Source organism: Paracoccus sediminilitoris (genome assembly GCF_003259195.1).
Classification (GTDB): domain Bacteria; phylum Pseudomonadota; class Alphaproteobacteria; order Rhodobacterales; family Rhodobacteraceae; genus Paracoccus; species Paracoccus sediminilitoris.
In genome coordinates this window covers 1-15239 of sequence record NZ_QJPK01000002.1, presented here as the reverse complement: position 1 = coordinate 15239, position 15239 = coordinate 1, and the positions used below count along the sequence as shown (strand labels likewise).

Genomic DNA, 15239 nt, shown 5'->3' with positions numbered 1-15239 from the left:
CAATTGCAGGGTCATTGGAAGGGCTTGGCCCCTAGCGGACCAGCGTCAGGCGGGAATCGCTGTGCAGCAGGTCCTGCACCCAAGCCGCTTCCTCGCTGAAATCATGGGGCACATCGGCGGCGGCCCGGCGGCCCGACAGGCTGAGGCTGGCGAAGAAATCGAACCCGTACAGCGTCAGCGTCGCCAGCGGCCCGCGCAGCAGCAGGTCGATCATCATGGCGCCCGTGGTGGGCGGGGCGGACAGCCGGCCGCGCAGGGCCTGATAATCGGTCAGGGGATGCAGATAGAACCCCGCCCCGCTGGCCGTGCGCCAGTCCAGCCGCTTGCGCTTGGGCGACATCCACAGGATGCGGTCGGGGTCCAGCCGCGCGCGATCCGCGTCAGGCAGGCGCGTCGCCAGCGCCAGCCAGTCGGTGCGGCTGCCGTGGCTGGCCGCGCTTGGCATGGGGGCGCGGTTGATGCGCACCACCAGGTCGGCGGCGTCGATGGCCGGGCCGTGGGACGCCTGCGCCAGCGAACGCGCATTGCCGATCAGCGCGACATGGCGGCCGTCCAGATCGGCCAGCAGGTTGCCCTGCGGGATCGACATGCGGGCAATGCGGGCGTCATTGCGCATCAGCCTTGCGGCCATGAAGTCCAGGCGCGACAGGGCGGGGGCAGGCAGATCGCTCATGGGCGGGCCAGCAGGTCGTGATAGATGTCCACCAAGGCGCGGGCCTCGCCCTCGATGGCGTGGTTGGTGGCGACATGGTCGCGGGCGGCAAGGCCAGCGGCGGCACGGGCCGCATCATCGCCCAGCCAGCGGTCCAGGGCGGCGGTCAGGGCGGGCGCGTCATCCTTGGGGACCAGGCTGCCGGTCTCGCCGTCGCGGATCAGCGTTTCATAGGCGCCGACGCGGGTGGCGACTGTGGGCACACCGCATGCCATCGCCTCGAGCGGGGTCAGGCCGAAGCCCTCCCACCGGGCGGGGGCGGCAAACAGGTCCAGTGCCTGGTAATGCCGCACCACTTGGTCCCAAGGCAGTTCGCCCAGAAACCGGATGCGGTCCGACAAGTCCGCGGCCTTGATCCGCGCCAGCAGGTCGTCGGTGAAGGCGCGATTGTCCTGGGTGATGCGGCCGGTGAAGATGATCTGGGCGCGCGGGTGTTTCGGCAGCAGCTCCAGCCCCGCCTGCACCAGCAGATCGACGCCCTTCTGCGCCCTCACTCGTCCGAAACAGCCGATCAGCACGGCGTCGGGGTCCAGCCCCAGTTCGTCCCGCAGGGCGGCGCGGTCGGGGGCGGGGTGGAAGACCTGCGTGTCGACGCCGTGCAGGATGACGGTGGCGGGACGCTCCAGATAGCTGGCCGCCTGCGGCGAGGTCGCCACCAGCGCGTCCTGTTGCCGGATCAGCCAGCGGGTGAAACCGGTATGGCTGCGCTGAGCGGCGGAGGTGAACAGCAGCCGGTATTTCCGGCGCAGCACCCGGCGCAGGATCAGCCCAAGCGCCATTTCCGTGTTGCGCCGCGCATGCCAGACGCGCCAGCGGTCGCGGGGCAGGGTGGCCGCGCGGGTCAGCGGGATGTGGGGGACATCGTCGGGCAGGCCGGGGCCGGTGGCGCGGATGGCGATCATGCGCGCCTGCACGGGGATCAGCCGAACCACGGTGGCGGTCACGCCGGACAGCCGCCGCTTCAGGTTCGGGGCCACGACCAGGGGGGTGTCATCCATTCTGGGCCTCGGGCGTCAGGAAATACAGCAGGAACCCGACCACCAGCGGGATCAGGAAGAACAGCCACAGCATAGCGAAGGCCTCGGCCGAGGGGTAGGCCGCCTGCGCCGACCCGAAGACCGGCCGTGATGCGAATTGCATCACCCCCGCGCCCCCGATGGAAAACATGTTCAGGAAGGTCACGCCCCGCCCGACCAAATGCCGCGGCAGGAAGGACTTGCCATGCGCCATCAGCAGCGGATAGCCCGACCCGAAAAAGCCCAGCACCACCAGCAGAGCCGCCGCCCATGCAGGCCCCAGGCCCGGCGCCAGCCACATGACCGACAGGGCACCGATCATGACGGCGGTGAACAGCAGCATCGCCCGCCGCGCACCCCCCATCAGCCGCGCGGCGGGGCCGGCCACGAAGCTGCCGACCACCATCGCCAACCCCATGGCCAGGGTATAGCGCCCGATCTGCGTGGCATCCGCCCCATGCACCTGTTCCAGCCACGGTCCCGCCCAAAGCCCGCGGATCGCCGCGGCCACGGCATAGTTCACCGAAAACAGCGGCAGGATGAACCATAGCGCCCGCAGTCGCAGGATCTGCGCGACCGAACCCTGCGGCTGGTCCGACCCAAGCGCCGCGGGATCGCGGACCTTGGCCAGAACCAGCCCCGCCGCCATCAGCGTGACCGCCGCCAGCCCCCACAGCGTCGCGCGCCAGCCAAGCGACTGGATCACCCAGACCAGCGGCGCGGCGCCCAGGATGTTGCCAAGCGATCCGAAGCCCACCAGCACCCCGGCCAGCGTGCCGAAGGCAGCCGCCGGATATTCCCTCGCAAAGATGTAATAGGGCCCCATCAGCGCCGGCGAACAGCCGATACCCAGCAGCGTCATGGCGACATGAAGGTGCCACGGTGCGCCTGCCATCGCGAAGACGACTGCCCCGCCTGCACCGCCCAAGGCCAGCAGCAGCCCCACGGTCCGGCGCGGCCCCCATCGGTCCAGCGCCGCCCCGACCGGCAGCTGCATCAGCGCGAAGGCGATGAACCACAGCCCCGATGACAGCGCCAGATCCCCCGCCGTGGCGCCCAGCTGGTCGCGCAGCGTGGGCGCCAGAACCGCCAGAAAGGCCCGATAGAACTGGCTGAGCATGTAGCCCAGCACAAGGCTGGCAAGCCCCGCAGAATATGCCGGCATGTGATCCTCCGCTTCCCCAGGTCAGGCTGGGGCATGGCGGTGGATCTTGCAAGATGTGCAAGACGCGGGGCGGTCAGTTCGCGGCGTCGTTCCGGGAGGGGTTGTCCTGAGCTGCGCTGTCCTGAGGGTCGTCGCCGGGTGTCGCGTCGCCTGGGGCCGGTTGCGGCGCGGCCTGGGTGGCGGATTTCGTGCCGCCGCCCATCGCGACCAACTTGTCGACCGTGTCCTGAACCCCCGGGCCCAGATCGGCGCAGGCCTGCGGGTCGTCCATCACCGCGAAGGCGGGGCGGAAATATTCACGGTCATAGGTGATCGGGTCCAGCGCCAGCTTGCGGGTCAGGGCATCGGTGGTACCGGTCATCAGCTGCCAGGCGCCATCGTCCACATCGTATTCGGGGCAGTTCGACGTGATCACGTTGGCGCGCGCCAGTTCATGGGCCAGCTGGGTGGCCTGCGCGTCGTCCAGCCCCGACACATCGGGCAGCGGCACGACCAGCCTGTCGCCCGGTATCCCTTCGGCGCCCTGTGCATGGGCAGTCGCAAGGGGCATGGTTGCACCGGCCGCCATCAGGACGGCCGAGATGATCCGCAAGGTTCTCATCGCGTTTCCCATCAGTCACTCTGCATCCAAGGTCGGCCAGCGGATGCCCGTCTGCAAGGCAACTCACCGTGAACGGCGCCGTGATCTTGACCATGCGGCAGGGCTTGTCTAACCCGAAACGACATGCGCCGAGGCCGGCGCCAAAGGAGGGATCATGTCCGACCACTACTCGCTTCTCATCCTGCCCGGCGACGGGATCGGCCCCGAAGTCATGGCCGAGGTCGTCAAGGTCATCGGCTGGTTCGAAAGCAACCGCGGGATGAGCTTCGATGTCAGCCAGGACCTGGTCGGCGGTGCCGCCTATGACGTCCATGGCGTGCCCCTGGCCGATGCCACCATGGCCAAGGCGCAATCCGTGGACGCGGTCCTGCTGGGTGCCGTGGGCGGTCCGAAATACGACGTGCTGGATTTCAGCGTCAAACCCGAACGCGGGCTGCTGCGCCTGCGCAAGGAAATGGACCTGTTCGCCAACCTGCGCCCCGCGCAATGCTTTGACGCGCTGGCCGATTTTTCGTCCCTCAAGCGCGAGGTGGTCGCCGGTCTGGACATCCTGATCGTGCGCGAACTGACCAGCGGCGTCTATTTCGGCGAACCGCGCGGCATCCATGCCGACGACAACAACCCCGACAACGAAGGCGGGCGCGTCGGCATCAACACCCAACGCTATACCAGCGGAGAGATCCGCCGCGTCGCGCGTTCGGCGTTCGAACTGGCCCGCCGTCGCGGCAACAAGGTCTGTTCGATGGAAAAGGCCAACGTGATGGAATCGGGCATCCTGTGGCGCGAAGAGGTGCAGTGGGTCCACGACAACGAATATCCCGACGTCGAACTGTCGCACATGTATGCCGATAACGGCGCCATGCAGCTGGTCCGCCGTCCGCAGCAATTCGACGTCATCGTGACCGACAACCTGTTCGGCGACATCCTGTCGGATGCGGCCGCGATGCTGACCGGTTCCCTGGGCATGCTGCCTTCGGCCAGCCTGGGCGCCAAGATGGAAAGCGGCCGCCCCAAGGCCATGTACGAACCCGTCCATGGATCGGCCCCCGACATCGCGGGGCAGGGCAAGGCCAACCCCATCGCCTGCATCCTCAGCTTTGCCATGGCGCTGCGCTACAGCTTCGATCAGGGCGATGCGGCGGCGGAACTGGAACGCGCGGTCGAACGCGTGCTGGCCGACGGCGTGCGCACCGCCGACCTGATGGGCCCCGAGGACGGCACGCCCGTCAGCACCGCCGAAATGGGCGACCACATCATCGCGGCACTGTCGAAAGGGGTCTGATGGCACTGTCGGGAAACGTCAAAGGGGCACTGCTGCAGCTTGCGGCCATGGGCCTCTATGCTACGCATGACGTGATCATCAAGTCGCTGGGGGCCACCTATCCCGCGCTGCAGATCCTGTTCTTCGCGTCGCTTCTGTCGTTTCCCCTGGTATCCATCATCCTGATGAGCAATCCCCAACCCGGGACCCTGCGTCCCGTGAACCCGGGTTGGGTCATTCTGCGCACCATCTGCGCGGTTGTGGCGGGCATGGGGGCGTTCTACGCCTTTTCGACCCTGCCGCTGACGCAGGTCTATGCGATCCTGTTCACCACGCCCCTGCTGATCACCATGTTGTCGATCCCGATGCTGGGCGAACGGGTGGGCCTGCATCGTCTGGGCGCGGTCATCGTCGGTTTGTCGGGCGTGCTGATCGTCCTGCGCCCCGGCACCCAAGACCTGCAGCTGGGCCACCTGGCCGCCATGTGCGGCGCCGTGGCCAGCGCCGTCGCCGCCATCGTCATCCGCCGCTTGGGGTCGCGCGAACGCCCGCTGGTCCTGATGATGTGGCCGATGCTGGGCAACTTTTTGGCCACGGGCGCCGCGCTGACCATCAGCTATCAGCCGATGCAGCTGCATCACCTGGCCATGACGGGCATCATCGCCAGCCTGGGGCTGATCGGCAGCTTCCTTGTCATCCAAGCCTATCGCGCGGGCGAGGCCACAAGCGTCGCGCCCATGCAATATTCGCAGATCCTGTGGGCCACGGGCTATGGCTGGTTCCTGTTCGGTGAAACCGTCGATCTGCCCACGATCGTCGGGGCCGGCGTCATCATCGCATCGGGCATCTACATCGTCGTCCGCGAGGGAAGGGGCGGCGTCTCGGTGAACCGCCCCGTCACTTCGTCCCGGCTGCGCAGTGAAACGGTGACCACGCCCAAATCCACGATCTTGCAAAGATTGTGGCCGCATCGCAGCTGATTGGGGCTTGCATTTACCCCTGTTGCGCGATACCTGCCCCACCTACGGTCGGAGCGTAGCGCAGCCTGGTAGCGCACCTGCTTCGGGAGCAGGGGGTCGGAGGTTCGAATCCTCTCGCTCCGACCATTTTCCCGATTGTGGTTTGCCACTGAAGTCTTCCTCAAGTGGCCACAATTCTTCCTTTGCGGCAGCAAGGCTGACGTAGTTTGGAAGCGTTACAGGCGGTACCCCGCACTATACTAACTACCTGAGACAACGGTCTACTATCCTCCCCGCTTCAATCTGCGAGCTAGGGGCATGGCAAGACGCGATCAGAGGCTCCCGAATGCGAAAGCAGATCGAGCAGAGTTCATTGCAGCTTCGCAGGAAAGGGCTAGTCGGCGCGGCAGCGAGCAATCTCTAGAATCGCCGGGCAGCTTTCGGCCCATAGCGGCCGGTCGACCCTTACCAAGAGCCATCGTGCAGTTTCTCCAGACCGGACGTTGGTGTTCCCCGTAGCGGGATAGTCGCGGCGGCGTCTGCCGTGCGGGACTAAGCCGCCTGTTACTTGATCAGGATGCTACTGCTCATTCCTGTGCTGCGCTGTTGTGCTGGATCGCCGGTGGTTTGGGCCAAAGGGTGCCCAGTAAAGCCTGCCAAGCCGCGGCCCACGAAAGTTACCGCAACATCGGATACATTTCGTCCATCTGGTGTGAAGAGACACGTTAATGAACCTTCTGCGTCTCCATAGCGGCCCTCGAATTTGGCCCCCGGATAGACCGCGAGGTATCCACTCTGCGTTTGAACGATGGAGTTTGTGCCAAGCGAAATTTTTTGTAGACCTTCAAAGCTCGGGGTAATTTTCTCAAGCATGGCGGAAACACATGCTGTGTCACGTGATGCAAATTCTTGGTCAGTGTAAGAGTAGGATTTTGTGACAGCGGGGGAGGCTGCCGCATATGACGAAAAAGCCAGAACTAGAATTGCTGAAAACATAGGGAGCTTCATTACTTCATCCTTTGAGGCGACTTCTAATCATATACTTACCTTGCGATTGCTGACCAGCATCGCGACGGGCAGCTTGGAGCTCTTCACGTCGATCTGCCGTCCTTGGCGACGCCACTGGGGCGCGGCAGCCTCCGACCCGTGCTCCTGGCCCATTGCCGCCGGTCGACGACTGGCAGATGCTGCCATGCAGCTTCCCGAAACTGGACGTTCGTGCTGTCGCAGCGAGATCGGCAGGTCACAGTCTACTTCGCGGGACAAAATGACGGTTGCTCTTATTGCACGTCGAAGTCGATACGGTCACGGGTTAGAATGTTCCACCCCTGGACGATGGAAAGCGAACTGTTGGAGCCAACGTCTTTACAGTACGCCTCTCCATCCATCAGCACGTTCAGTTTTCTGCCCTTGAGATCCTCGGGCCCTAAGAATTCTGTACAGGAAGCGTTCGACACGGGCACAGCGAGCACGCTATTTTCCTTCGCTCCCTTGCAGCGCTGCAAAGGCTCTCCAATCAAATCGTAGCCGACGAGGCAGACTTGCGCGTAACCGTCAAACCGCGGGTCGTTCAGGAGAATTTCCTGCCCGCTCAAAAGTTCGGATAACATTACGGGCCGTTGAAGAGCCTGTGCTTCTCCAGTTTCTGTCGCCTGTAGAGTGACAGCGCACACTGCTAGCGGGACTGATGACAGAGCCAGACAGATTATAGTCGTAGATTTCAATGCGCACCTTTTATGTCGTCTTCCGGCATTGCCCAGGTTTCTTATGGTGAAAGCTTTGGTTGGTTGGCTGCCCTACGACAAGTTAGCGTCATGCTATCTATGCAGATGACTGCGGAGAGCTCTTCACGTCGATCTGCCGCCATTGGCGACGCCGCAGGGCCGCGGGAGCCCTGGACCCGCGCTTTCGGCCCATTGCGGCCAGATGGCCCCTGTCTGGCGCCGCGATGCCCCCCCCCAGACCGGACGTTCGTGCTTGGCGCGGCGAGATCGTCGGGTCACAGTCCGCTCTGCGGGACCAAGCTGTCATTGATCCGTAGTAAGAATTCTGTATGCAGGAGCAAAAGGCTTGCAGATGACCGCGATCCCGACAAAGCAGTCATTCGCTGCATTTGCACTGCGGCCACCCTTATCGCGAGGAGTGCGCGGTTGGAGAGCGAAAAGCGGCCGTTCGCTGCATCTGCTTTAAAACTTCTGTTTCATGATATCACCCAGACTGATGCGCCCGCAGCACGAGACTTGGCAACGGGGGCGCCAGAGACTACGAAAGATCCATGAGCCAATTCACGCCCAACATGACTAAGGCCGCCCATCGAAATTGGGATGCTGCTGAGCGAAACAGGAACGCAGCAGCACCTGACCGAACGACCGCGGGCTATCTCTATGGGATTGCCGCAGAGTGCGCGGTCAAGGCTTTGTTCCGCGATATTCCTTGGACCAACGACAGCAAAGATGGGCCTGTTTACGCTCACTTCCCTCAACTCAGAACCAAGCTCCGCGACGCGATTTCTGGCCGTGGGGCGGCGAAGCTTGCACGCTTTACCGATCAACGGTTTTTGGAGGGCTGGACTATCGACATCCGATATAGCGACGGCACACGTCCAGACCACGCAACATTAGAAAAATGGCGCTCGGATGCGGAAGTAGCTCGGGCTGAATTGCTATGAAAGACCCAATTCGTTTCGATACCAGCCTCCCTCGGTTAGTGGCCAGTCTGAAAGCGGCATATCCTGGAGATCTGGCCACGACAGAGCCCATCGTGATCCGGGATTTTGAAGGCCGCCTTGGCGTTATTCTGGACATCAATGGAGCAGATCTCGAAGGGTTAAACAGTGCGGTCGCCGAGCGCCTTGGCCCATATGCCCGCTCAGAAGACCCCGTGCGCGGACGCGACGCGGCTGGCGTTGCCCGGATTGTCGCGGAGGCCCAAACCGCAGTCATTCTGAACATTGACGGCGTAAACCTCCGACTTCTCGACCGCCGGATTGTTGGAGCAGATTGGATGGCACGTCCCGTGCTCGAGCCAGGCGCGGTGCCCCGGGTTGCGTTTGTCAGCATCAAGGGCGGTGTTGGCCGTTCCACGGCTCTTTCTATCGCGGCGACGCATCTGGCCCAAGCGGGTTTGCGGGTGCTCACCGTGGATCTCGACCTCGAAGCTCCGGGGCTCGGCGCGACACTATTGAAGCGAGAAGAACTACCCACGTATGGCGTTGTGGATTGGCTCGTCGAAAACGGTTTCTCCGGGACTGATGGCGCGTTCCGCGCCGATTGCATTGGCAGGTCATCCCTTTTGGACGGAATTTCGGTCGTGCCTGCCTTCGGCAGCCAAACTTTAGCACATCCCGCCGATGCGCTTGCGAAGATCGCCCGGGCAAGCCTCGAAGACATGCGCGACGGCACCTCATTGTCCCTTCGCGAACAACTGCAAGAAATGCTCAGTAGCTTTGAGGCTACCGGCGACTACGACATTGTATTGATTGACGGGCGTGCGGGCCTGCATGAAACGACGGCGGCCCCGGTCCTTGGGCTCGGAGCGAAAGTGCTCCTCTTTGGGATTAATGAGCCGCAGACCTTCCAAGGCTATGCCTTCCTTCTAGCTCACATCCGCGAACGTATTCAGGGGGGCACGAACTGGGAGGAGAACGCTTGGTTTGTGCAGGCCAAAGCGGAATCCTGGGACGCGGAGATCGCGCAGGAGCGTTTCAACGCGCTTTGGACTAAGGAGGAAGAGACGCTTGAAAAGCCCGAAAAGCTCGGACCGGACGATCTCGAGTTGGTCTGGGCCGACGATGACGAACCGGCCCCCCTGCCCAAGGACCCAGTGCCGTTGCTACGCATCCTTCACGATGAGCGCTACCGCAGCTTTAATCCGGTTGAAAACCGCGTCCAACTTGATGAGCGGCTCGTGCAGTCGACTTTCTCGGATCTTCTGGAGTGGTTCGACAATCAGTTGGAATTGGGCAAATGACCATTCGCCAAAGATCCCGCCTCACCAAGCCGGAGGATATTTCCGCGATCCGCGAGGCCATTGCACGGTTTGACCCTAGCGCGTCGACGACAATTGTTGGAGCGGACAAGGCCAAGGTGCGGGACGTCTTTGCGCCTACGGCCCATAGCAAAGCGCTCGATCCCGCGACAACGCTTGTTCTCGGCGCGCGCGGGGCGGGTAAGAGCTTTTGGGCGAGCGTGCTCTATAATCAAAATACAAGGCAGCTCGCTGCCGAGCTCTACCCACGGCTCGAACTCTACAAGCTTCGGGTGGAGATTGGATTTGGTGGCGTGGGCCGCGCGGGCGTGTCTAAGACCGTCATCGACGAACTGGTGCCCCAAGGAGAGGAGAAGACGACCGCAGGCCTCTTCTGGCAAGCTGTCATAGCAGGCGCGGCCCTCGGAGTGACCGAGCCCAATCAGAAGCACACCCCTTCAGACATGCTTAACCGATTTACGGATCCCCAAGATTGGGTCGATGCCATGGCGGAGGTTGATGACGAACTCACCAACCGGGGCGAGACTCTTCTCATTGTCTTTGACGCGCTCGATGCTCTTTCGGAGGATTGGGGACGGCTTAGCGGGCTCATTGACGCACTGATGCGCTCGGTTTGGGAATTGCGCGGGTTCAATGCGATCCGGGCCAAGCTCTTCATGCGACCGGACCAGTTGAGCGAGCTCACGCTAAGGTTTGTGGAACTGCCGAAGTTGCGTAGCGGAGCGGCCAGACTCAGGTGGGGCCAGGCGGATCTCTACGGGCTGATGTTTGCGAGATTGGCTTTTGACAAAGAGGCGGGGGAGGCCTTCCGTCGTTTCCTCGTTGCCTGTGGCTTGGGCAAACCGCCGGAAGAACAGGAGAAGCTTAGGACCTGGAAGCTGTCCAGCGATGAAACCCAGCAAGAAAAGCTTTTCGAAGCCATGGCGGGTAACTTCATGGGCTCAGGACCGCGGAAGGGAAAAACCTTCGACTGGCCATATAACCATTTGTCAGATGGCCTTGGAGATGTGACGCCACGCAGCTTTCTCATCCTAATGCAAAATGCTGCGGAACGCTCCCAATCCCGAGATGCAGACGCCCTTGTCCTTCTGCCGCAAACAATCCGCGATGGCCTTCGAGAAGCCTCAAAAGTTCGTATCGAACAGCTCAACACGGAATACCCCTGGATCAAACGGGTCCTTCAACCGCTCGCGGGTCTTCGGGTGCCGGCAGAGCCACAGGTCTTCTTTGACGCGTGGATAGAGAACGCAACGGTAGAAGCCGCCGTGAAAATTGCACGTAAAGAAAATGCCCTTCCTCCGGTGCCGATCGGTTCAACTCGGAAATCTAACCTGCCGAATAGAGAGCTCGATCTTGCCGAACGCTTGTCCAAGATGGGTGTCCTCACAAGCCGCCCGGACGGACGCTACGACATGCCCGACCTTTTCCGTATTGGCGCGGCGCTTCTGAAAAAGGGCGGGGTCACTCCGAAAGTCTGAGGCTGCAGATATTCGCTTTCTCAAGGCTGCACCGCAGCGAATGTTCAAATTGGCAATGTCCGCTTTGGGCCGAGTGCGTCGGTCGAGGGCTGCCCTAGACTGTTGTCGTCAACAAGGCCGGCAGATCGACTTGAAGAGGCGTATTGTAAAGACGTTGGCTCCAACAGGTCGCTTTCCATCGTCCAGGGGTGGAACGGTCTATGCGAGACCTGAACAGCAGCCTTGCCGCCATTCCGGTGTCAGGAGAGCGCTACACCGAAGAAGGCATGAAGGGGGTGAACGTATGACCCGCAGCGCGCGGCTGGCACAGGCCATGGATCTTCTGGAGCAGCTTGAGGGCGGGGCGCCGGCAAAGGTTGAAGCCAATCTGGACGCGTTCTCACCCGACGCCGCGGAGCTGGTGCTTGGCTATGCCTTTACCGACATCGTCAGCCGGAAGGGGATCGACCTGCGCACACGGGAGATGCTGACGGTCGCCATGTTGGCCGCCATGGGCACGGCCCCGGGGCAGCTGGAGTTTCACATCCGCGCTGCTCTCAACACCGGCGTGACACGCGAAGAGGTTATCGAGATCATCTTGCAGGTTTCCGTCTATGCTGGTGTTCCTGCCTGCATGAATGCGATCAAAGCGGCAAAAAGTGCCTTCGCTGCCTGCATTGTGTGATGTGAACAGATCATTACAGGCTCGTCTCGCATAGCTGCCGCTCGCTCGCTGTGGAATTGGGTCTGCTATGCGGGACCTTGCTGCCTTTTGCCGCGATACTTGCGTAGTCTGCTTTCCGCCGAAGCCTGATATCAAGGTTCAAGTGCGCAAGCGGCGATTTTCGGCGTCACCGCAGCACCCCATTTCTAATTTTATTAACTATATACCAACCGTATGGTATGTTCTGGGTATGCCAAGATCAACCAAGCAATCCCCCGAGCGCGGTGATGCGCGCACACGCCTTCTGGAAGGCGCGCGCGACGTGATCCGCCGCAAGGGGTTCGCAGCAACCTCAGTCGATGATCTCTGCCAGTCGGCCGGTGTCACGAAGGGTGCGTTCTTCTATCACTTCAATACCAAGGACGCGCTTGGCGTGGCGGCAGCGAATTTCTGGTCCGAGACAACCAGCGCAATCTTTGCCAGCGCGCCTTATCATGAGCCTGACGATCCGCTGGAAAGGGTTCTGGCCTATCTCGATTTCCGCAAAGGCCTCATCGACGGTGAGACGTTTGAATACACCTGCCTCGTCGGCACCATGACGCAGGAGGTGCATGATAGCGCGCCCGCGATCCGGGATGCCTGCGCCGCCAGCATCTTCGGCCATGCCGCCACGCTTGAGACCGACATCGAAGCGGCGCGCAAGCAGCATAATATCGACGCTGACTGGACTGTCGAGAGCCTTGCCCGCCACACGCAGGCGGTTCTTCAGGGTGGGTTCATCCTCGCCAAGGCCACCGGAGACCCTGACCTCGCCCGTGAAAGTGTTGATCACCTCATCCGCTATGTACGCGGCCTGTTCCGAGTGGGGCCAAATACATCTGAAACCAACTACGAGAAATCATCATGGCCGGCCAGCAAATCACCCCGGAAAAGATCGTTGCCGCCTTCGAATTAACTGCCGCGAGGGAGCCAGCGCATGGGTAAGGCAACACAGATCGGATGTACCTGTGGCCAGACCTGCCTTGAAGTCGAGGGGAGGCCCATCGCAAGCGTCGAATGCTGTTGCAACTCCTGCCGCGAGGCGGCGGGAAAGATGCAGGGCCTTGAGGGCGCACCCCGGACCTTGACCGATCACGGCACGACGCCCTTCGTCATGTATCGCAAGGATCGCGTGCGTTTTCTTGTGGGGGCCGCCAACTTGGCCGGGTTCCGCTTGTCGCCCGAGGCCCCCAGCACGCGGGTGATCGCCACCTGCTGCAACACGCCTGTCTATCTGGAGTTCAAAGGCGGACACTGGCTGAGTCTCTACAGTGGACTTTGGCCATCCGGCACAAAGCCTGAGCCCACGATGCGCACGATGACCTCCGATCTCCCGGAAGGTGCCACGCTGCCAGACGACATTCCCAACGCCAAGAAGCAGAGCCTCGGCTTCTTCGCAAAGCTCTTCGGGGCCTGGGTCGCAATGGGGTTCCGTTACCCGAAAACGCCAAACCTTGGAGAGATCAATGTCTGACGCCGACGAGAAAATCGAGATCGAGTGCATCACGTCACCGCATCACGTTCAACGAGTGAACAAGGCGAAGTTCATCGCCATGCGCGATGCTTTGCTTCCGGTGCTGCCATCCGAGGCGCCCGGTATGTCCGTCGCAGAGGCTAAGGCCGCGCTGTTGCCGAACCTGTCACAGGAATTGTTTCCGGGCGGCGAGAAGGCCGGGTGGTGGCTGAAGGCGGTGCAGCTCGACCTCGAAGCGAAAGGCGTGATCGAGCGCAGCGGCAAGGGAGCGGTCCGGCTCTTCAGGACAGGGAAATCGACATAACACGATTGGTCAATGTACCCGATCGATAGAGATGGCGGCGGCACCATACCTGACATTGACGCAACGCGCAGCATTCATAAATTAGGGCTCTTCGCGCCTATCTCTTAGCGCCTCCCTGGCGGCGGCTATGCGGGACCGAGAAGACATCCGCCCAACCTTCCAGTATGCGCCATTGTAGTGAAGAAAACCTGAGGACTTTTGCATGAGCAACCTGACTATCCGTGCTGCAGAGCCAAGGGATTGCGAACAGCTTGTGGCGCTAGTCAATCTGCCCGGATACCGTCATGGAACCCTTCGGACGCCTTTTCAATCAACTGAATGGATGCGGAAACGTCTTGCGAGTGCCCCACTGGGGTTCACAGAAATTGTGGCAGAAAAAGATGGCGCGATTGTAGGAAAAGCCGGCCTGCAACAGTTTGAAGATCGCCGTCGACACGCAGGGACCATAGGGATTGGAGTCCATGATGACTTCCAAGGCAATGGCATAGGTTCGGCGTTGTTGTCCGCTCTGGTCGATGTGGCGGACAACTGGCTAGCAATTACAAGACTTGAGCTGATGGTTAATGCGGACAACGTATCGGCTATTCGCCTTTATGAGAAAGCTGGATTTGAACGTGAGGGGCTTATGAAGGCCTTTGCGTTCAGGGCTGGAGGTTATGTGGATGCAATCGCCATGGCGAGAGTGATCGCTCAGAAGTCTATCTGATGGTCCGCAGTGGGTTCCTCGCGTCGCTGCGCGGTCGCGACACTGGCGGCAGCTATTGTGGAACCTTTAAGACATTGACCAATGGCAGGCTCGCCATGAGTGTCCTGCTTAGCAGCGCCCGTCATCATAGGCTTCTGGGAGGTGGCGGGTGCTGGTTCGCGTTCGACTCCCGCGTCCGGACGCCACAATGCGAATGGCAGTCGATGGAAGCCCTCATGAGCGGCAACTAAAGACTTTCAATGAGCATCTCTTCACCCAGAGGAAGGACCGCGCAGATGCTGCAAACAAAGAACCTTAAGCTGTGCAGCGCGCGCCGAGTTGATGTGCCTGATCTCTTTTCATTCCTCGGCAATGCGTCAGCGATGGCATTTACGCATGTGGACCACTCGCTGCAGGACTGCCGTCGCCGGGTGCTGGTCCATGAGTATTTCCGGCGCCGCCACGGCTGCGCACCTTGGGTGGTCAGGGAAAGGGGCACAGACAGGATCATTGGCTGGGGTGGGCTCTATCAAGATCCGTTTGAGCCGGGCTGGGGTTTCGAGGTCGGATACTTCTTTCATCCCGAAGCTTGGGGCAAAGGATACGCCTCCCAACTGGTCGCCGCGGGCCTTGCTGTGGCGAACGATGATCTAAAGCTCCCGGAAGTGTATGCCATGGCCCATCGCGAGAACCGCGGCTCGCAACGCGTTCTCGAAAAGGCAGGCTTCATCTTCACAAGACCGCTCCCGGAGCGAACGCGGGTGCTGTATTGCCGAAGCCGCTGATCATAGCTGACAGTCGGCTTTGGGCTCTATTTAGACGCCGCCGGGTGCAAATATTAGAAGCTCCTCGGAACAAAGCCGCCAGCCAACACTTGGACTGCTATACGCACCATGTTGTCTGTCTTTCTGGTGC

At 61.5% G+C, this 15239-nt stretch carries 17 protein-coding genes and 1 tRNA gene; 12 read left to right on the top strand and 6 right to left on the bottom strand.

Going from position 1 to position 15239, the window contains the following annotated elements; all coding sequences use genetic code 11:
* Positions 1-31 precede the first annotated feature (31 nt).
* The 4 genes from DKT70_RS03975 to DKT70_RS03960 form a co-directional block, all read right to left on the bottom strand.
* Positions 32-649, bottom strand: coding sequence for a glycosyltransferase family 29 protein (locus DKT70_RS03975; RefSeq protein WP_111558204.1), 618 nt, complete (start codon positions 647-649; stop codon positions 32-34).
* Between the two features lie 20 nt (positions 650-669).
* Entirely contained in the window at positions 670-1710 is a 1041-nt protein-coding gene (locus DKT70_RS03970; RefSeq protein ID WP_111557935.1) for a glycosyltransferase family 4 protein, read from the bottom strand.
* Entirely contained in the window at positions 1703-2893 is a 1191-nt protein-coding gene (locus DKT70_RS03965; protein ID WP_111557934.1) for an MFS transporter, read from the bottom strand. The genes DKT70_RS03970 and DKT70_RS03965 overlap by 8 nt, the downstream gene beginning before the upstream one ends.
* A 73-nt stretch (positions 2894-2966) precedes the next feature.
* Positions 2967-3494, bottom strand: a complete 528-nt coding sequence (locus DKT70_RS03960) for a hypothetical protein (RefSeq protein ID WP_111557933.1) — start codon at positions 3492-3494, stop codon at positions 2967-2969.
* 154 nt (positions 3495-3648) lie between these two features.
* Here DKT70_RS03960 and leuB point away from each other — a divergent pair, with 154 nt between their 5' ends.
* From leuB to DKT70_RS03945, 3 genes are all read left to right on the top strand, one after another.
* Complete coding sequence (leuB, locus tag DKT70_RS03955) at positions 3649-4776, top strand: 3-isopropylmalate dehydrogenase (RefSeq protein ID WP_111557932.1); 1128 nt, start codon at positions 3649-3651, stop codon at positions 4774-4776.
* A complete protein-coding gene (locus tag DKT70_RS03950; RefSeq protein ID WP_111557931.1) occupies positions 4776-5735 on the top strand; it encodes a DMT family transporter in 960 nt (319 codons plus the stop codon). The genes leuB and DKT70_RS03950 overlap by 1 nt, the downstream gene beginning before the upstream one ends.
* 49 nt (positions 5736-5784) lie before the next feature.
* A tRNA-Pro gene (locus DKT70_RS03945) sits at positions 5785-5861 on the top strand.
* Positions 5862-6278: 417 nt separating this feature from the next.
* Here DKT70_RS03945 and DKT70_RS17750 read toward each other — a convergent pair.
* Both DKT70_RS17750 and DKT70_RS03940 read right to left on the bottom strand, forming a co-directional pair.
* Entirely contained in the window at positions 6279-6722 is a 444-nt protein-coding gene (locus tag DKT70_RS17750; RefSeq protein WP_146612591.1) for a hypothetical protein, read from the bottom strand.
* A gap of 272 nt (positions 6723-6994) precedes the next feature.
* Entirely contained in the window at positions 6995-7324 is a 330-nt protein-coding gene (locus DKT70_RS03940) for a hypothetical protein (protein ID WP_111557930.1), read from the bottom strand.
* A gap of 665 nt (positions 7325-7989) precedes the next feature.
* On the opposite strand from DKT70_RS03940, the gene DKT70_RS17745 reads away from it, so the two are divergent.
* The 9 genes from DKT70_RS17745 to DKT70_RS03900 all read left to right on the top strand — a co-directional run bounded on the left by DKT70_RS17745 (position 7990) and on the right by DKT70_RS03900 (position 15109).
* Positions 7990-8382: a hypothetical protein gene (locus DKT70_RS17745; RefSeq protein WP_146612590.1), complete on the top strand. Its 393-nt coding sequence runs from the start codon at positions 7990-7992 to the stop codon at positions 8380-8382.
* Positions 8379-9683 (top strand): tyrosine-protein kinase family protein, encoded by a 1305-nt coding sequence (locus DKT70_RS03935; RefSeq protein WP_111557929.1) that lies wholly within the window; start codon positions 8379-8381, stop codon positions 9681-9683. Before DKT70_RS17745 ends, DKT70_RS03935 begins: the two co-directional genes overlap by 4 nt.
* Positions 9680-11179 (top strand): hypothetical protein, encoded by a 1500-nt coding sequence (locus DKT70_RS03930; protein WP_111557928.1) that lies wholly within the window; start codon positions 9680-9682, stop codon positions 11177-11179. Before DKT70_RS03935 ends, DKT70_RS03930 begins: the two co-directional genes overlap by 4 nt.
* A 283-nt stretch (positions 11180-11462) precedes the next feature.
* Entirely contained in the window at positions 11463-11843 is a 381-nt protein-coding gene (locus DKT70_RS03925; protein WP_111557927.1) for a carboxymuconolactone decarboxylase family protein, read from the top strand.
* Between the two features lie 229 nt (positions 11844-12072).
* Complete coding sequence (locus DKT70_RS03920) at positions 12073-12777, top strand: TetR/AcrR family transcriptional regulator (protein WP_111557926.1); 705 nt, start codon at positions 12073-12075, stop codon at positions 12775-12777.
* Positions 12778-12945: 168 nt separating this feature from the next.
* Positions 12946-13335, top strand: coding sequence for a hypothetical protein (locus tag DKT70_RS03915; protein ID WP_233490412.1), 390 nt, complete (start codon positions 12946-12948; stop codon positions 13333-13335).
* Positions 13328-13639 carry a DUF6958 family protein gene (locus DKT70_RS03910; RefSeq protein ID WP_111557924.1) on the top strand — a complete coding sequence of 104 codons (312 nt, stop codon included), beginning with the start codon at positions 13328-13330 and terminating at the stop codon, positions 13637-13639. Before DKT70_RS03915 ends, DKT70_RS03910 begins: the two co-directional genes overlap by 8 nt.
* Before the next feature lie 202 nt (positions 13640-13841).
* The gene (locus DKT70_RS03905; protein ID WP_111557923.1) at positions 13842-14345 is read left to right on the top strand and encodes a GNAT family N-acetyltransferase; all 504 of its coding nucleotides are present in this window, start codon (positions 13842-13844) and stop codon (positions 14343-14345) included.
* A 275-nt stretch (positions 14346-14620) separates the two neighbouring features.
* Positions 14621-15109, top strand: a complete 489-nt coding sequence (locus tag DKT70_RS03900) for a GNAT family N-acetyltransferase (protein ID WP_111557922.1) — start codon at positions 14621-14623, stop codon at positions 15107-15109.
* Positions 15110-15239 lie beyond the last annotated feature (130 nt).

Excerpts from the sequence above, each read along its gene's own strand:
- DKT70_RS03970 (WP_111557935.1), bottom strand. The coding sequence starts at position 1,710 with ATGGATGACACCCCCCTGGTCGTGGCCCCGAACCTGAAGCGGCGGCTG.
- DKT70_RS03965 (WP_111557934.1), bottom strand. The coding sequence starts at position 2,893 with ATGCCGGCATATTCTGCGGGGCTTGCCAGCCTTGTGCTGGGCTACATG.
- DKT70_RS03960 (WP_111557933.1), bottom strand. The coding sequence starts at position 3,494 with ATGAGAACCTTGCGGATCATCTCGGCCGTCCTGATGGCGGCCGGTGCA.
- leuB (WP_111557932.1), top strand. The coding sequence starts at position 3,649 with ATGTCCGACCACTACTCGCTTCTCATCCTGCCCGGCGACGGGATCGGC.
- DKT70_RS03950 (WP_111557931.1), top strand. The coding sequence starts at position 4,776 with ATGGCACTGTCGGGAAACGTCAAAGGGGCACTGCTGCAGCTTGCGGCC.
- DKT70_RS17750 (WP_146612591.1), bottom strand. The coding sequence starts at position 6,722 with ATGAAGCTCCCTATGTTTTCAGCAATTCTAGTTCTGGCTTTTTCGTCA.
- DKT70_RS03940 (WP_111557930.1), bottom strand. The coding sequence starts at position 7,324 with ATGTTATCCGAACTTTTGAGCGGGCAGGAAATTCTCCTGAACGACCCG.
- DKT70_RS17745 (WP_146612590.1), top strand. The coding sequence starts at position 7,990 with ATGAGCCAATTCACGCCCAACATGACTAAGGCCGCCCATCGAAATTGG.
- DKT70_RS03935 (WP_111557929.1), top strand. The coding sequence starts at position 8,379 with ATGAAAGACCCAATTCGTTTCGATACCAGCCTCCCTCGGTTAGTGGCC.
- DKT70_RS03930 (WP_111557928.1), top strand. The coding sequence starts at position 9,680 with ATGACCATTCGCCAAAGATCCCGCCTCACCAAGCCGGAGGATATTTCC.
- DKT70_RS03925 (WP_111557927.1), top strand. The coding sequence starts at position 11,463 with ATGACCCGCAGCGCGCGGCTGGCACAGGCCATGGATCTTCTGGAGCAG.
- DKT70_RS03920 (WP_111557926.1), top strand. The coding sequence starts at position 12,073 with ATGCCAAGATCAACCAAGCAATCCCCCGAGCGCGGTGATGCGCGCACA.
- DKT70_RS03910 (WP_111557924.1), top strand. The coding sequence starts at position 13,328 with ATGTCTGACGCCGACGAGAAAATCGAGATCGAGTGCATCACGTCACCG.
- DKT70_RS03905 (WP_111557923.1), top strand. The coding sequence starts at position 13,842 with ATGAGCAACCTGACTATCCGTGCTGCAGAGCCAAGGGATTGCGAACAG.
- DKT70_RS03900 (WP_111557922.1), top strand. The coding sequence starts at position 14,621 with ATGCTGCAAACAAAGAACCTTAAGCTGTGCAGCGCGCGCCGAGTTGAT.